This is a genomic window from Variovorax sp. VRV01, from assembly GCF_014852545.1.
Taxonomy (GTDB): Bacteria; Pseudomonadota; Gammaproteobacteria; order Burkholderiales; family Burkholderiaceae_C; genus Variovorax; species Variovorax beijingensis_A.
Genome location: NZ_JACVBS010000008.1, coordinates 296,277 through 310,208, shown reverse-complemented (window position 1 = coordinate 310,208; position 13,932 = coordinate 296,277). Strand labels below are relative to the sequence as shown.

Below are 13,932 nucleotides of genomic sequence, written 5' to 3'. Positions count from 1 at the left end.
TATAGGATAAAAGTGCACTCACGAGGAGATCGCAAATGCCCGAACTGAACGCGCCCGAAAGCAGCAGCACCCGCGCCGTCGAACGCGCGCTGGACGAAAGCAAGCAGGTGAAGAAAACAGTGGAGGAAGCCGCGGACGAGCTCGCTGTCGTTCATGTGGTGCTGGACAAGGGCGTCTCCGAGGACGCGCGCACCGACGACCTCGGCCGCGCGATCGAGCAGACCGACCAGATCGAGAAGAAGCTGTCGAAGTCGGTCGATCTGCTGGAGCGGGTCGCCGAAGCGCTGGAGGCCGAAAGCCACAGGAAGGCCTCGTGAGAAGAAAGAAGAAGCCCCCGTGCCTTGCGCCGCGTGCTGCCTGGGCACCGTCTCCAAGTCGAGCAGCCTGCCTACAAGGATGAAGAAACGCCGGCCGTACAAAGAATCGATTGGTGGTTGCGTCCCGTTGCCCAAGCGCCTCCAGACGCCGAAAGCGCATGCATGCCGCTCACTGCAATCCTTGTCGAGGACAGCCGGACGATCCGGGACAACCTGATTCCCGCATTGGAGGAGCTGGCCGGCGTTCGCGTGGTGGCCACCGCCGAGACGGCGCAAGCGGCCATCGATGCGCTCGCGCTGCACGTTGCCTGGCAACTGGCCATCGTCGATCTCTTCCTGAAGGAGGGCTCGGGACTGACGGTCGTCCGCGCCTGCCAGGGCCGCTCCAGGGACAAGCACCTGATCGTCCTGACGAACTACCCGAGCCCCGAGATGCGCCGCCGTTGCCTGGCGCTCGGCGCCGATGCGGTCTTCGACAAGTCCACCGAACTCGACGCCTTTTTCGAGCACTGCCTGGGTTATCAAGGCAGGTGAGCTTCCAGGCGCGATCAGGCTATGCCACCCACACCGTCTTGATGTTCACGAACTCCTTGATGCCGTAGCCCGACAATTCGCGGCCGTAGCCGCTGTCCTTCACGCCGCCGAAGGGCAGCCGCGGATCGGAGCGGACGGCGTCGTTGACGAACACGCATCCCGCCTCGATCGACTCGGCCGCGATGCGCTCGCCGCGGGCCAGGTCGCGCGTGAGGACGGCGGCGCCCAGGCCGAACGAGGAGTCGTTGGCGACCGCAATGGCCTGCGCCTCGTCGCGCACCGGAATGACTGCGGCCACGGGGCCGAACAACTCTTCGTCGTACGCGGGCATGCCCTTGGCGACGTCGGTGAGCACGGTGGGTGGGTAGTAGGCGCCCGGGCCCTCGGGAATCTGGCCGCCGAGCAGGCAGCGCGCGCCGCGCTGCACGCTCTGCTCGACCTGCCGGTGCAGGGCGTCGCGCAGGTCCTGCCGGGCCAGCGGGCCGATTTCCGTCGCCATGTCCAGCGGATCGCCTTGCCGCACCGCCTTCATCTTCTGCACGAAGCGCTGCTCGAATTCGCGCCGCACCGGCTCGACGACGATGAAGCGCTTGGCGGCAATGCAGCTCTGGCCGCCATTGACCAGCCGGCCCCTGGTGCACACGCCGGCGGCCAGGTCGAGGTCGGCGTCCTCCAGCACCAGGTAGGGGTCGCTGCCGCCGAGTTCGAGCACGGTCTTCTTCAGCATCTCGCCGGCCTTGCGCGCCACCGCGCTCCCGGCCGGGCCGCTGCCGGTCAACGTGACCGCGCGCACCAGCGGATGCCCGATGGCCGCATCGACCTGCGCATTGCCGATCAGCAGCGTTCGGAACAGGTGTTCGGGCATGCCGGCCTCGCGCAGGATCTGCTCGATCGCGAGCGCGCAGCCCGGCACGTTCGACGCATGCTTGAGCACCGCCGCGTTGCCGGCCATCAGCGCGGGCGCGGCAAACCGGAACACCTGCCAGAACGGAAAGTTCCAGGGCATTACGGCCAGCACCACGCCCAGCGGATTGAAGGTGACGAAACTCGTGCGCGCTTCGGTCTCGACCGGCTCGCGTGCCAGCAGCCGTGCTGCGTTGTCGGCGAAGAATTCGCAGCATGCCGCGCACTTCTGCGCCTCGGCAATGCCGTCGCGCAGCGGTTTTCCCATTTCGCGCGCCATCAGCCGGCCCCAGCTGTCGGACTTCGCGCGCAGGATCTTTGCCGCCGCGCGCAGGTGCTGCGCGCGCTGCTCGAACGAGGCGCCGCGCCAGTCCAGGAATGCCTCGTGCGTCTTGCCGATGATGTCGTCGACGGCGGCACGCGGCATTTCCGCATGTGCCTCGAGCTTCTCGCCGGTCGCGGGGTTGATGGATTCGATGGCCATCTCGCTGCCTGCCCTCACTTGCCGGCCCTGTGCGCGGCCCGCGTCCGCGCGGCCTTGCGGGCGGCATGCGAACGCTCGGCGGGACCCTTGGTGCGCGCCGCCTTGCGCGCCGCTGCCGAGCGCTCTGCCGCGGTGCGCTCCTTGGACGCCGCCTTGGCATGCCGGGCCAGCGCCGGCTTGGACGCCGCAGCCTGGCTTTCGTGCTGCAGGGCGCCGATGGTCGCGCGCGAACGCTTGCGCGAGACCTTGGCATCCGGCTTGTCGCCGGCCTCCAGCGCATGCTGTGCGCTGCGCCGCGTCTTCTCTGAGACCGTGCCCTTCTTGGGCACAGGCAGGTCGACGCCGGCGCGGCGCGCTTTGGACAAGCCGATCGCAATGGCCTGCTCGGGCGAACGCGCTCCGTGCCGGCCTTCGCGGATGTGCTCGATTTCCTCGCGCACGAATTCGCCGGCCTGCGTGGTCGGCGCCTTGCCTTCGCGCTTGTCGCGCTCGGCGCGTTCGATGGTTTTCTTCTCGGGCATGGCGGATCTCCCGTAGTTAATCTCCCGTAGTTGAAATTTCACTCTAGGCCGGTGGCGTGCAGGGGGTGTAGGGCGCCGCAACCTCGTCGATGTAGGCCTTCGACGATGCAGGCGATCACGCGCGCGGGGCGCCGAGTCCTACAGATGGGAGGCGGCAATCTTTCGCAAAGTGTCCACGAGGCCCGGGCGCCGGCCGCCTCGGCTGGAACTGCTGCGTGGCCTTTCAACCGAAGAGGAGATTTCTCATGCACACGATCAAGGATGTGATGAGCCGGGACGTGCAAGTCATCAGTCCCGATGCGACCATCGCAGAGGCCGCGCGGCAGATGCGCGACGGCGACTTCGGCATGATGCCGGTCGGCGCGAACGACCGGATGATCGGCTCGATCTCGGACCGCGACATTGCCGTGCGCGCGGTGGCCGAAGGACGCAGCGCCGACACCAAGGTGCGCGACGTGATGTCCGACGGCATCCGCTGGGCCTACGAGGACGAACCGGTCGAACGTGCCGTCGCGATCATGGGCGAGTACCAGATCCGTCGGCTGCCGGTCGTCAGCCGCGACAAGCGCCTGGTGGGCATCGTGGCGCTGGGCGACCTTGCGGTCAGGGAAGCCGAGCCCGAACCCGCGGCCGAAGCGCTGTGCGAGATCTCGGAGCCCTGCTGAGCACCGGCGCCACCGTTGGCGATTTCCTACAGCGCTTCCGCATCCCGCTGACAGAAGTCGGCGATGCGGCGGCGCAGTCTGGTATCGGATGTGGTGCGCCCCTCCGGGCTCCGACGGTGCTCATGTGGAATCGAGCGAGCATGACGAGAACGAAGCAGGACAGGCCGGCGCACAGGCCAATGAGCGAAGCTCGTGGGCAAGGCGCATGGCATGAAAGGCGCACCACGTCCCCCTCATTTGAAGCGCAGCGACCGGCCACTGCCTTCCCTCTCGAAAACACCGCCGAAAGGATTTCCCATGAGCAAGACCCAACTCGATGGCGCCAAGGTTGCCATTCTGGTGGCCGACGGCTTCGAGCAAGCCGAGATGACGGAGCCGCGCAAGGCGCTCGATGCGGCCGGCGCCGCCACCAAGATCGTCTCGCCGAAGGACAACACCGTGCGCGGCTGGAAGCATCACAAGCCGGCCGATGAGTTCGACGTCGACATACCGCTGCCGCAGGCGGCCGCGCACGAGTTCGACGCGCTCGTGCTGCCCGGCGGCGTCATGAACCCCGATGCGCTGCGCATCAACGAAGAAGCCATCGCCTTTGTGCGGGACTTCTTCAAGGCCGGCAAGCCCGTGGCCGCGATCTGCCACGGACCGTGGACGCTGATCGAGGCCGACGCGGTGCGCGGACGCACGATGACCTCGTGGCCCTCGCTGCGCACTGACCTCACGAATGCCGGCGCCAAGTGGGTGGACCGCGAGGTCGTGGTCGACGGCAACCTGATCACCAGCCGCAAGCCCCAGGACCTGCCGGCCTTCGATCGCGAGATGGTCCGGCTGTTTGCGGACGCCCGGGCGCACGCCTGAGACGCCTGCTGGCGTTCTTGCGCACCCGGGCTTCCATCGGCGCGGCCCATTCAATGGGACGAGTTCCAGGTCTTTCGGGAAAAGGCCGGGCCCTTCGTGTCATGAGCACGAGGATCGTTCAGTTCCTGGCCATTGCGATCGGCGCGCTCGCGTTGATTCCTTCAGGCGCGCACCTGGCGGCGCTCCCGAGCAAGATCGGCCTCGGCCCATCAGAGTATTTTCTGGTGCAGGGCATCTACCGCGGCTGGGCCGTGCTCGGGTCGCTGTGGGTGGCGGCGCTGGTGGTGAACATCGTCCTCGCGGTCGTCGTCCGCTCGCAGCCCCTGCCGTTCCGGCTCGCGCTCGGTGCCGCGGCCTGCATCGCGGCGATGTTCGCGATCTTCGTGACGTGGACTTTGCCGGGCAACCAGGCGACGCAGAACTGGACCACCGTCCCGGCGAACTGGGAAACCCTCCGGCGCCAGTGGGAGTACTCGCATGCGGTGAACGCGGCGATCGTGTTCCTCGCGCTCTGCCTGGTGACCGCGTCGGCGTTGTGCTGGCGGCGGCGTGATCAGCCCGGCGGCTGCGCCAGCAGCTGCTCGCCGCGCGCCGGGTAGTCGTTCTTGATGACGAAGTCCAGCGCCTGCACCATCTCGGCGAAGTTGGGGCGCACGAAGGGCATCGATTGCACCGAGAGGTAGTAAACCGTGTTGTCGGGCCTGACCAGGAACAGCCCGGGCTCGGAGAACAGCGCCGGCTCGTCGATGCCGATGGAGGTCTTGCCCCGGCTCGCCGAGATGTACAGCCCCCACTTCCTGGCGTCCGCGAGCGACAGGCCATAACCGATGCGCAGCTTCGCCGCGCCGATCTTGTCGGCCATCGCGCGGGCGCGTTCCTCACCGTCGGAACTGATCGCGATGGTGCCCACGCCGCGCTCGGCGAAGGCCGGCGTCAGCCGCTCTAGCTCCTTCAGGTAGCCCGCGCAGATCGGGCAGTGCAGCCCGCGGTAGAAGCACACCAGCGTCATGCGCTCGGGCTTCTCGTCGAGCAGCCGGAACCGGCCGGCGCCGAGGGTGTCGACACTCAGGTCCGGGGCTTGTTGGCGCGGAATCAGCATGGGGGTGCTCCTTGGAAAAAAGGGAGGGGTTGCAAACAAGGCCCAAAGATCTCATGCTCGGCGCCATGAAACGTCCGACTTTCATGATCCAAAGTCCAAATCCACCCAAGATGGACCGGCTCGCCGCCTTCGTCGAAGTGTTCAAGCTCCGCGTGGCGGTGTTGGCGCCGGGCGAGCCCGGCGTGCCGGCTTTGCTGCTGGCGGGCCCGGAAGACGGCACCGCGGGCCGCGTGGTCTTCCGGCCTGGCGGCTTTTCCGAGCTGCCGTCCGATGCGCGCATCGCGGCCAGCGTCGACTTCGACAATGACGCCAATCCGTTGATAAGTGCGATGCCCGAGGAGGTCTTCGTGCCCCTGGACGGCTCGCCGTCGCTGCAGGCCACCGCTGCGGCCTTCATGGCGGAAGCGGCCGGGAGCCGCTGCGGCCGCAGCGCGGCGCTGAACCGGCTCGCCGAAGTGCTGGTGCTGATGGCGCTCAGGAGCGCGATCGATGCGGGCACGCAGAAGCCGGGCCTGTTCGCCGCGCTCGCGCATCCTTCGCTGCACCGGGCGGTGGTGTCGATCCACGACATGCCGTCGCGGCCATGGACCGTCGACGACCTGGCGAGCCGGTCGGCCATGTCCAGGAGCACCTTCATGTCGACCTTCCGCACGATCGTCGGCACCACCCCCATGGCGTACCTCGGCGCGTGGCGCCTGACGCTGGCGCGCCGCCACCTGATGGCCGGCGATCCGGTCAAGCTCGCGGCCCGCCGCACCGGATTCAGCAGCGCCGAGGCATTCTCCAGAGCCTTTTCAAGAGCTTACGGCCACGCACCCGCGGCCCTGAAACCGGCGCGGGCCGGCCAGCCGAAGCTGTGAGGCAAACGCACGCCTGCTGCCGCGATGCCCTCAGCGGCGCTCCGCGTGCACTGCGTCGACCACCGACAGCACGGCGTCCACCACCACCTGCGGCTCGTCGAACTGGATGTTGTGCCCGGCGCTCGCCACCAGCAGCTGCCTGCCGCGCGAGGACCAGGCCGCCATTTCCTCATGCATGTGCCGCCAGATGGCCTGGACCTGTCGGCCCTGCTCGGGCGTGATCTTCATTTCGCGCAGTTCCGTGGCGGTGAGCGGGGCCATCGCGGTCAGCACCACCAGCGGTCGATCGCCCAGGTGCTGGAAGTCCATGGCTTCGGCAAGCGAGGCGTCGACCGCGTCGCCCTCCGCGAGCAGCGTGCGCAGCGACTTGGGCGCGAAGGCGCGGACCGCCTGCATGTCCTGTGCACTGCGGTGCGGGCTCTCCGGCAGCAGCACCGGGGCGGCCGCGCGCAGCACGCCGAACGGTGCCAGCGCGATGCCGATGCGCGAGCGCATCGAGCGCGATTCGGTCATGAAATGCGCCACGCGCTCGACCTGCTCCGGATGCGACGGATCGACCAGCACCAGCCCCGCGACCTCGGCGCCGAACCGATGCGTGAAGCCCAGGGCATAGAGCCCGCCCAGCGAGTGGCCGACCAGCACGTAGGGGCCGCGTTCGCCCGCCCTGGCCAGCACGGCATGCAGGTCGTGCACCGCCTGTGTTGCGCCCGGCGGTGTGTTCGAAGGATCGCTCCACATCAGCCCCGCACGGCTGTAGGCGCATGCGCGCGTGTGCGCGGCGACCTTCGGCTGCACGGCCGACCAGCTCAACGATCCATCGACGCTCAGGCCCGCTTCGAACACCACGGTGGGAGAGCCGGTGCCGCGGCAATCCAGCTGGATGCCGCGCCCGCCGATGTCGACCATCCTGCCGGGCGCAGGGAAGTCCCGTGCCGCGCGGTAGCGGCCGATCTGCTCGTAGGCAACGCCGGCCAGCCCCGCCAGCACGGCGAGTGCCGCAACCGCGGCAAGGCCGGCGCGCAGGGTGCTGTGTCTTGAAGTTCTCACGTCCAGCTTTATGGCATGAAGATGCTCGCGCGCAAACTGTCTTCTGCCTTCCAGATGGCGCACGGCGACCGCGCCATGCGCGCAGCCTCGGGAGGACAGCCGCGGGCAGCCCAAGACGACAATGCCTTCCTGGCCCATTGCACGCAATACTCTCCACATGGACATCCGGCAGCTGCGCTATTTCGTCAAGGTCGTCGAGCTCAGGAACATCACGACTGCGGCGGAGGCGCTTTTCATTGCCCAGCCTTCCTTGAGCCAGCACATGGCCAATCTGGAGTCGGAGCTCGGCGTCACCTTGCTGGAGCGCAGCGTGCACGGCACGCGGGCCACGGCCACCGGCGAGCTGCTCTACCGCCATGCGAAGACGATCCTGCGGCAGTTCGAAGACACCCGCTCGGCCATCCGGCAGGAGAGCGAATCGCCATCCGGCCGGGTGGCGATCGGGTTCCCGACCAGCACCTCGCGCATCCTGGCCGCGCCGCTGCTGGCGCGGCTGCAGGAGCGCTATCCGCTGATCGAACTGGAACTGGTGGAGGCCTCCAGCGGGGACCTGACGGGGCAGGTGGCTGCGGACCGGCTGGCGCTGGCGGTCACGATGGATGCGCGGGCCGATTCGCGCCTGCGCATCGAGCCGATCCTCGAGGAAGAACTGTTCGTGGTGGTGGCCTCGTCGCAAACCGCACCGCGCGCCTTCGGCATTGAGGCCTTTGCCAAGCTGCCGCTGCTGCTGCCCACGCACCCGAACTCGGTGCGCGTGGCCACCGAGCGGCTGCTGCGCGATCGCCAGCTGAAGTTCCGCCTGGTGGCCGAAACCAGCGCGGTGGAAATCCTGATCCTTGCCGTCGAGCGCGGGCTTGGCGCCACGGTGCTGCCGACCGCCGCCTTTGCGCTGGCGCAGCAGCATGGCCGCGTGCGCGGCGTTCCCATCAAGGGGCGGCCGCTGCTGCGCGAGCTGTCGCTGAGCCTGTCGGTCTCGGCGGCGCGCAGCCCTGCCGTGCAATGCGTGCGCGAACTGCTTCTGCGGGTGATCGAGGAGGAGATCGCAAGCAAGCGCTGGAAGGGCGTGCGGCTGTTCAGCGACGCAGAAGCGTCGCCAGGAAAGCCGGCGCCGACAGCTGCGCCCAGGTCGCGATCCGCGGCAGGTCGGCCTCGGCGTAGCGGCCCTGCGCGTGCAGCAGATTGACGGTACCCAGCACCTCGCCGCCCCAGCGCACCGGCATGTTGACGATGCTCCCGCAGCCCATGGCCAGCAGCGTGGCGTGGTCGGCGTAGTTGTCGACGATGTCCTGGCCGTGGCCGATGAACGGCTCGCCCGAGGCCAGCACCTGGCGCATGCGCGGTGCCTGGCCCAGGGTCTTGCGGCCGCCGATGGGATATTCCAGCGGCCGGCTGCTGTAGGCGCGCTGCGATTCGCCGAGCTCGCGGTGATAGACGAGCACCGTCAGCAATAGGTGGCCCGGCGCGCGCGCCAGGCCGGCGTCCAGGGCCCGAAACATCGCCAGCGCCGGATCGTCCGCGCGCTGCGCCGCCAGCACGGCGGGCAGCGCCTCCGCGCCCAGTTCGCGTTCGGCGCGCTCGGTCGCCTGCATGAGGGGATCGCTCATGGATGCGATCAATCGGGCTTGGCGCCGGACTGCTCGACTACCTTCTTCCACCGCGCAATCTCGGTGCGGATCAGCGCGCCGAATTCGGCCGGCGTGCTTGCGATGGCCGGCCCCCCTTGCGACTCCAGCGTGGCGCGCATCCTGTCGCTGCGCAGCACGGCAGTGAAGTCCCGGCTCAGCCGCTCGAGCACGGCCGGCGGCGTGCCGGCCGGCGCGAACAGGCCATACCAGCCGAGCACCTCGAAGCCGGGATAGCCTTGCTCCGCGACGGTCGGTACATCGGGCAACAGCGGCGAGCGCCGCAGGCTCGTGATGCCCAGCGCCCTGAGGCGGCCGGCCTTGATGTGCGGCAGCGAGGTCAGCACCACATCGAGCATCAGGTCCACGTGGCTGGCGCTGACGTCGGTGAGTGCGGGGCCCGAGCCCTTGTACGGAATGTGGTTCAGCGCAATGCCCGCGGCCGACTTGAACGACTCGGTTGCCAGGTGATTGGAACTGCCCGAGCCGCTCGACGCATAGGTCAGTGCGGGCGGCTTCTTCGCCGCCGCAACCAGGTCCGCGAGCGAGCGCACGTTGGCCAGCCGGGGATTTTGCGGGCTGGCGACGATCACGTTGGGAATGGCGGTGATCTCGGTGATGGGCGCGAAGTCCTTCAGTGGGTCGTACGGCAGCTTCGGATACAGGCCCACCGCCGTCGCATGCGAACTGATCGTGCCCAGCAGCAGCGTGTAGCCGTCCGCCGGCGCCTTGGCGACGAAGTCGGCACCGATGGTGCTGCCGGCGCCGGGCTTGTTGTCGACCACGAAGGGCTGTCCGGTCCGCGCGGTCATCTCCTGCGCGAGCTGGCGCGCCACCAGGTCGGTGGAGCCGCCTGCGGAGAAGGGCACGATCAGCCTGACAGGACGGTGCGGGTAAGTGTCCTGCGCGCTGGCCAGGGCGCCGGCACCGCTGAGCAATGCCGCGGTGCAGAGGAGGGCGGTGCGTCTTTTCACGAGGTGCTCCCTATTCCACGCGGATGTTGTTCCTGGTGATGAAGGCGCCCCAGAAGGCCTGGTCGTCGATCGCGCGGCGGCGGATCTCGGCTTCGCCGCCGCTCATGGCCGGCAGCGACAGTTCGGCCAGCCGGGCCTTGACTGCGGGGTCCGCCATCACTTGGTTCAGCGCGGCGTTGAAGGCGGCGACGATCTTCGGGTCCAGGCGCGCCGGGCCGGCGATGGCGTACCAGCCGGGCATCGGCGGCACATTGAGCCCCGCTTCCTTCACCGTCGGCACCTGGGGCCACTGCGGCACGCGGCTGGCGCCGAGCACCGCCACCGCCTGCACCTTGCCCGACTGCACCTGCGGCAGGGCCGGCCCGACCACGCTCACCATGGCGTCGACCTCGCCCGCCAGCACGGCCGTGAGCGCCGCGGCCGAACCCTTGTAGGGCACGTGCATCAGCTTGACCCCCGCGGTCGCCGCGACCAGCTCCATCGCGATGTGCGTGGAGTTGCCGATGCCGGCACTGCCGAAGGTCAGTTCGCCGTTCTTCGCTTTCGCCTGTTCGAGGAACTGGGCGAAGGTCTTGATGCCGCTCCTGTGGCTGGTCACCAGCACGAAGGGGGTGTCGGCAACCGGCGCAAGAAAGGTGAAGTCCTTCAGCGGCTCGTAGGGCAGGCTCTTGTACAAGGCCGGGTTGAAGGCGATCTGCGACACGCCCGCGAGCACCAGCGTGTAGCCGTCGGCGGGCGCCTTGGCCACGGCCCCGAGAGCCACCAGGCCGTTGGCCGCCGGATTGTTCTCCACCACCACGGCCTGGCCCAGTTGCTGGGCGAGCCGGTCGCTGAGCAGGCGCGCGATCACGTCGGAGCCCGACCCCGCCCCCTGCGGCACGACGAGCTTGACTGGCCGCGCGGGCCAGGGCGATTGGGCCTGGACGGACATCGGCACGGACAGGAGAGCTGGGCCGGCCATTGCCAGCATGGAAACGAACGAGCGACGGGTGATGTGGGCCATGGCGTGCCTCTCTCTTGGCGTGAAGGACGGGGGAGCGTGGTGCTAGCGCAGCGCGCCGCGCAGCGGAAGATCGAACCAGCTGGCGCCGGCGCCGCGAAGGATTTCCAGCCGCGGCGGCCGCCCGTGCGGCACCTGCGGGCCGTGGCCTTCGTCGCTGCCGCCGATGGACAGGCGTATGCGGCTTCCCGCGGCAAAGGTCCACGACACCGGCAGCAGCGCGAAGTCCAGGCGCGCGGGCTCGTGGGGCACGAGCAGGCGGGCCGACGCACGGTCACAGGTGTTCACGGGCCAGCTCGCCACGTAATCCGGCGAATGCGACAGGCCTTCGCGGTGCAGGGCGCGCAGCAGGCCTTCGGTGACGTAGCGGCAGTTGCCGTCGGCCAGCACCTCGCTCAGATAGACGTAGACGGCCGCGTCGGTCTCCGACGATGCGAGCAGCAGGCTCGCGCTCACGTGGCCCGTCAGTTCGGCCGGCGCGGACAGCGGTGCGCTGGTGTAGTGCAGGTACTGCGCCTGGCGCTCGGTCCAGTCGGGGTAGTAGTGCTCGATGCCGACGGCGCCCAGCCGTTCCAGCCGCGTCTGGCGGCCGGTCGAGACGGCGAAGTCGACCTGGTAGGGGTCGCGGCCCGGGGCGGCGGGCGCATGCAGTGCCAGCACGCCATCCGCATCGGGATGGACGCGGCGGGTTCCCGCGATCGGCGGCCAGGCATCGGCGGCCTGCCACTTCTCGTCGTGGAGGGTGAAGTAATGCACCGGCTGCTCCCTGTCGAGTCCGGTGTCGATGCCGCGCAGGTGATGGTCGAAGAAGCGCAGCACTTCGGCCAGCAGCGGAAAGTCCGAGCCGGTTTGCTCGCGCCAGGGCGAGACGTTGCTGCGAGCGCCGTGGTCCCAGGGGCCGAGCAGCAGGCGGTGCGGATGCCTGGGCAGTGTCAGGAAGCGCGTGATCGCCGAGTTGCTGTAGCCGGCACCGTCATACCAGCCCGAGACGGAGTAGATCGCCACCTCCTCGGGGATCTGGCGCGCATAGTGGCCCGGGCTGCACACGTCCAGCGTCAATGCGGGGTCGTGCAGCGTTGCATCGTGCCGGAACGGAAGCTCGCGGGCCATGTCGTTCAGCCGGCAGTTGCTGCGGTGCTGGTGCAGCGCCTGGGCCAGCAGGTGGCCATCGGCATCGGCGTCCACCGGCTGCGGCCCCGCGAACAGCGGATTGCCGTAGTACGCGAACTTGGCAAGGGCGGGGCGGTCGTCCTGGTCGAGCGCGACCATGAGTTCGTCGTAGCGCCCGGTCCAGATGGTCGAGAGCACGCCGCCCACGTAGAGCTGGTCGGTGTAGATGTCGGTCACGGCGAACAGCGGTGCGATGGCTCTGACGGCGGGGTGCCGCGTGCTCGCGAGGAATACCGCCGCTGCGCCCAGGTACGAAATGCCGGTCGAGCCGATGCGCCCGTCGCTCCAGGGCTGCTGCACGATCCATTCGGCGATCTCGTGGTAGTCGTCGCGCTCCTTCGGCGAGCGCAGCGCGTCGCGCGTGCCAAAGCTCGCGCCGGTGCCCCGCACGTCCACCACCACTACGGCGTAGCCATGCGGCACGAAGAAGTCGCGGTAGCGGCCGCAGTTGGGGCTGGCCTCCACCGTGGGGTCGGTGGTCACGAAGCGCCGGTAATAGGGCGTGAAGATGACGATGGTGGGCAAGCGTGCGGGTGGCTGCGCGCCATGGCAGGCCTGAGGCAGGTAATAGTCGAGCGCGAGGCGGCAGCCGTCGCGCATCGTGACGTAGAGGGACTCCGGCTTCCCGGGCAGGCCGAAGGGGGCCTTGCGGCTGGCGAGGTAGGCGCTGGGCGGCAGGTGCCAGGCGCCTGGCGTGCGATCGCGGTCCGACATGGGGCGAGGTGCTTTCCTGAAGGCAGATGGAGATGGACGGCGCTGTCACCGTCCTGTCATTCTGGGAATGCGGGCCCGCGTTGAAAAATGCGAAATCATGATCGATCCATAGGTTGCTCCTATGGAAGGAAGCGATGCTCCACCGCGGCCGAGCAACCTGCCGAAACATCAGAACCCGACAGTCGCTCTCAAGGCTTTCTCAGCCGCTGTCCCGGGACGATCCGTCGGCCTGAAAGAACCCGGCGTCCTGCAGGTTGCGCAGCACGATGTCCAGGATCCGCGCCGTCGTTTCGCTGCGGTGGTGCGCCAGGTACGAGAAGTAGTAGGGCACGTTCGGCACCGCCGGCTTGGCGCGCAACACCTGCAAGGACTTTTCGGCGACCTGCCGGCGTGTGATCGATGCGGGCAGCATGGCAATCGCATGGCCGGAGGCGACCAGCGCCACCATGAGGGAGAGCGAGTTGCAACTGCTGTACTCCTCGAATGAATAGCCGTCCGAGGCCAGCCAGCGCGATGCCGATTCATGCAGGGTCGATGGCGGCGCATTGCAGACGATACGGTGGTTCAGGGCGTGGGCCGGCAGAAAGTCTCCCTCGGGCATCATCAGGTCGTGGGCCGCCACCCACTGGTGTTCGGTCAGGCCGATGAACTGGCTTGTCACGTCGGGCTGGCTGCTTTGCCCCGTGTGCAGCGCCATGTCCAGCTCGTGGTTGTTGATCTTCTGAAGCAGCTGGGCGCCTCCGCCCACCGTCAGGTCCACGCGAAGCGCCGGATAGCTGTCCTTGATGTCCTTGAGGATCTGCGGCATCCCGATGATCGCGCAGGACTCGTCCACCCCCATGCGCACCAGGCCGGTGATGGTGCGCCGCAGATCGAGCCGCGCCATGTCCTGCGCCGACGCCAGCACACGCTCCGCGTAGACCAGCACATTGCGGCCCAGCTCTGTCACCAGCAGGCGCTGGCTCTGGCGTTCGAACAGCTGGATGCCCAGTTCCTCCTCCAGGTCGCGAATGCGGTGCGAGATCGCGGGCTGGGTGAGATGCAGGTGGCGGGCCGCCGCATGCACCGTGCCGAGACGCGCGGTCCATACGAAGGCTTCCAGCTGGTGGAGGGTGAACCTCGTTGATAAGGAACTCGAATCAACCATCGTGAGAATTGATCAGTATC

At 68.4% G+C, this 13,932-nt stretch carries 16 protein-coding genes; 7 read left to right on the top strand and 9 right to left on the bottom strand.

The window, feature by feature from the left end:
- Nucleotides 1-35: 35 nt before the first annotated feature.
- On the top strand, nucleotides 36-317 hold the full coding sequence (locus IB278_RS16930) for a hypothetical protein (protein WP_145746768.1): 282 nt from the start codon (nucleotides 36-38) through the stop codon (nucleotides 315-317).
- Nucleotides 318-479: 162 nt separating this feature from the next.
- Nucleotides 480-851, top strand: coding sequence for a response regulator (locus IB278_RS16925; protein WP_192324431.1), 372 nt, complete (start codon nucleotides 480-482; stop codon nucleotides 849-851).
- Between the two features lie 19 nt (nucleotides 852-870).
- On the opposite strand, the gene IB278_RS16920 is transcribed toward IB278_RS16925, so the two are convergent.
- Together IB278_RS16920 and IB278_RS16915 are read right to left on the bottom strand one after the other, a co-directional pair.
- Nucleotides 871-2,238, bottom strand: coding sequence for an NAD-dependent succinate-semialdehyde dehydrogenase (locus IB278_RS16920; protein ID WP_192324372.1), 1,368 nt, complete (start codon nucleotides 2,236-2,238; stop codon nucleotides 871-873).
- Nucleotides 2,239-2,252: 14 nt separating this feature from the next.
- Entirely contained in the window at nucleotides 2,253-2,759 is a 507-nt protein-coding gene (locus IB278_RS16915; protein WP_192324370.1) for a transcription elongation factor, read from the bottom strand.
- 245 nt (nucleotides 2,760-3,004) lie between these two features.
- On the opposite strand from IB278_RS16915, the gene IB278_RS16910 reads away from it, so the two are divergent.
- From IB278_RS16910 to IB278_RS16900, 3 genes are all read left to right on the top strand, one after another.
- Complete coding sequence (locus IB278_RS16910; RefSeq protein WP_192324368.1) at nucleotides 3,005-3,424, top strand: CBS domain-containing protein; 420 nt, start codon at nucleotides 3,005-3,007, stop codon at nucleotides 3,422-3,424.
- Nucleotides 3,425-3,721: 297 nt separating this feature from the next.
- Complete coding sequence (locus IB278_RS16905) at nucleotides 3,722-4,279, top strand: type 1 glutamine amidotransferase domain-containing protein (protein WP_192324366.1); 558 nt, start codon at nucleotides 3,722-3,724, stop codon at nucleotides 4,277-4,279.
- A gap of 101 nt (nucleotides 4,280-4,380) precedes the next feature.
- A complete protein-coding gene (locus IB278_RS16900) occupies nucleotides 4,381-4,878 on the top strand; it encodes a DUF1772 domain-containing protein (RefSeq protein ID WP_192324364.1) in 498 nt (165 codons plus the stop codon).
- Here the strand turns inward: IB278_RS16900 and IB278_RS16895 are convergent.
- Nucleotides 4,833-5,378, bottom strand: coding sequence for a peroxiredoxin-like family protein (locus IB278_RS16895; protein ID WP_192324362.1), 546 nt, complete (start codon nucleotides 5,376-5,378; stop codon nucleotides 4,833-4,835). The genes IB278_RS16900 and IB278_RS16895 overlap by 46 nt on opposite strands.
- Nucleotides 5,379-5,461: 83 nt before the next feature.
- Between IB278_RS16895 and IB278_RS16890 the strand changes: the two genes are divergently transcribed.
- Nucleotides 5,462-6,238 carry an AraC family transcriptional regulator gene (locus IB278_RS16890; RefSeq protein WP_192324360.1) on the top strand — a complete coding sequence of 259 codons (777 nt, stop codon included), beginning with the start codon at nucleotides 5,462-5,464 and terminating at the stop codon, nucleotides 6,236-6,238.
- A 30-nt stretch (nucleotides 6,239-6,268) separates the two neighbouring features.
- On the opposite strand, the gene IB278_RS16885 is transcribed toward IB278_RS16890, so the two are convergent.
- Entirely contained in the window at nucleotides 6,269-7,285 is a 1,017-nt protein-coding gene (locus IB278_RS16885) for an alpha/beta hydrolase (RefSeq protein WP_192324358.1), read from the bottom strand.
- Nucleotides 7,286-7,442: 157 nt separating this feature from the next.
- Between IB278_RS16885 and IB278_RS16880 the strand changes: the two genes are divergently transcribed.
- Nucleotides 7,443-8,468 (top strand): LysR family transcriptional regulator, encoded by a 1,026-nt coding sequence (locus tag IB278_RS16880; protein WP_225612958.1) that lies wholly within the window; start codon nucleotides 7,443-7,445, stop codon nucleotides 8,466-8,468.
- Here IB278_RS16880 and IB278_RS16875 read toward each other — a convergent pair.
- The 5 genes from IB278_RS16875 to IB278_RS16855 all read right to left on the bottom strand — a co-directional run bounded on the left by IB278_RS16875 (nucleotide 8,359) and on the right by IB278_RS16855 (nucleotide 13,912).
- Complete coding sequence (locus IB278_RS16875) at nucleotides 8,359-8,889, bottom strand: GAF domain-containing protein (RefSeq protein WP_192324356.1); 531 nt, start codon at nucleotides 8,887-8,889, stop codon at nucleotides 8,359-8,361. The genes IB278_RS16880 and IB278_RS16875 overlap by 110 nt on opposite strands.
- Nucleotides 8,890-8,897: 8 nt before the next feature.
- Nucleotides 8,898-9,881: a Bug family tripartite tricarboxylate transporter substrate binding protein gene (locus IB278_RS16870; protein WP_192324354.1), complete on the bottom strand. Its 984-nt coding sequence runs from the start codon at nucleotides 9,879-9,881 to the stop codon at nucleotides 8,898-8,900.
- A gap of 10 nt (nucleotides 9,882-9,891) precedes the next feature.
- Nucleotides 9,892-10,884 carry a Bug family tripartite tricarboxylate transporter substrate binding protein gene (locus IB278_RS16865; protein ID WP_192324352.1) on the bottom strand — a complete coding sequence of 331 codons (993 nt, stop codon included), beginning with the start codon at nucleotides 10,882-10,884 and terminating at the stop codon, nucleotides 9,892-9,894.
- A gap of 42 nt (nucleotides 10,885-10,926) precedes the next feature.
- Nucleotides 10,927-12,765, bottom strand: a complete 1,839-nt coding sequence (locus IB278_RS16860) for a CocE/NonD family hydrolase (RefSeq protein ID WP_192324350.1) — start codon at nucleotides 12,763-12,765, stop codon at nucleotides 10,927-10,929.
- Between the two features lie 199 nt (nucleotides 12,766-12,964).
- Nucleotides 12,965-13,912, bottom strand: coding sequence for a LysR family transcriptional regulator (locus IB278_RS16855; protein ID WP_192324348.1), 948 nt, complete (start codon nucleotides 13,910-13,912; stop codon nucleotides 12,965-12,967).
- Between the last annotated feature and the right edge of the window lie 20 nt (nucleotides 13,913-13,932).

Coding starts and splice junctions, on each gene's coding strand:
- IB278_RS16920 (WP_192324372.1), bottom strand. CDS start 2,238: ATGGCCATCGAATCCATCAACCCCGCGACCGGCGAGAAGCTCGAGGCA.
- IB278_RS16895 (WP_192324362.1), bottom strand. CDS start 5,378: ATGCTGATTCCGCGCCAACAAGCCCCGGACCTGAGTGTCGACACCCTC.
- IB278_RS16910 (WP_192324368.1), top strand. CDS start 3,005: ATGCACACGATCAAGGATGTGATGAGCCGGGACGTGCAAGTCATCAGT.
- IB278_RS16890 (WP_192324360.1), top strand. CDS start 5,462: ATGATCCAAAGTCCAAATCCACCCAAGATGGACCGGCTCGCCGCCTTC.
- IB278_RS16875 (WP_192324356.1), bottom strand. CDS start 8,889: ATGAGCGATCCCCTCATGCAGGCGACCGAGCGCGCCGAACGCGAACTG.
- IB278_RS16915 (WP_192324370.1), bottom strand. CDS start 2,759: ATGCCCGAGAAGAAAACCATCGAACGCGCCGAGCGCGACAAGCGCGAA.
- IB278_RS16900 (WP_192324364.1), top strand. CDS start 4,381: ATGAGCACGAGGATCGTTCAGTTCCTGGCCATTGCGATCGGCGCGCTC.
- IB278_RS16930 (WP_145746768.1), top strand. CDS start 36: ATGCCCGAACTGAACGCGCCCGAAAGCAGCAGCACCCGCGCCGTCGAA.
- IB278_RS16925 (WP_192324431.1), top strand. CDS start 480: ATGCCGCTCACTGCAATCCTTGTCGAGGACAGCCGGACGATCCGGGAC.
- IB278_RS16855 (WP_192324348.1), bottom strand. CDS start 13,912: ATGGTTGATTCGAGTTCCTTATCAACGAGGTTCACCCTCCACCAGCTG.
- IB278_RS16905 (WP_192324366.1), top strand. CDS start 3,722: ATGAGCAAGACCCAACTCGATGGCGCCAAGGTTGCCATTCTGGTGGCC.
- IB278_RS16880 (WP_225612958.1), top strand. CDS start 7,443: ATGGACATCCGGCAGCTGCGCTATTTCGTCAAGGTCGTCGAGCTCAGG.
- IB278_RS16865 (WP_192324352.1), bottom strand. CDS start 10,884: ATGGCCCACATCACCCGTCGCTCGTTCGTTTCCATGCTGGCAATGGCC.
- IB278_RS16860 (WP_192324350.1), bottom strand. CDS start 12,765: ATGTCGGACCGCGATCGCACGCCAGGCGCCTGGCACCTGCCGCCCAGC.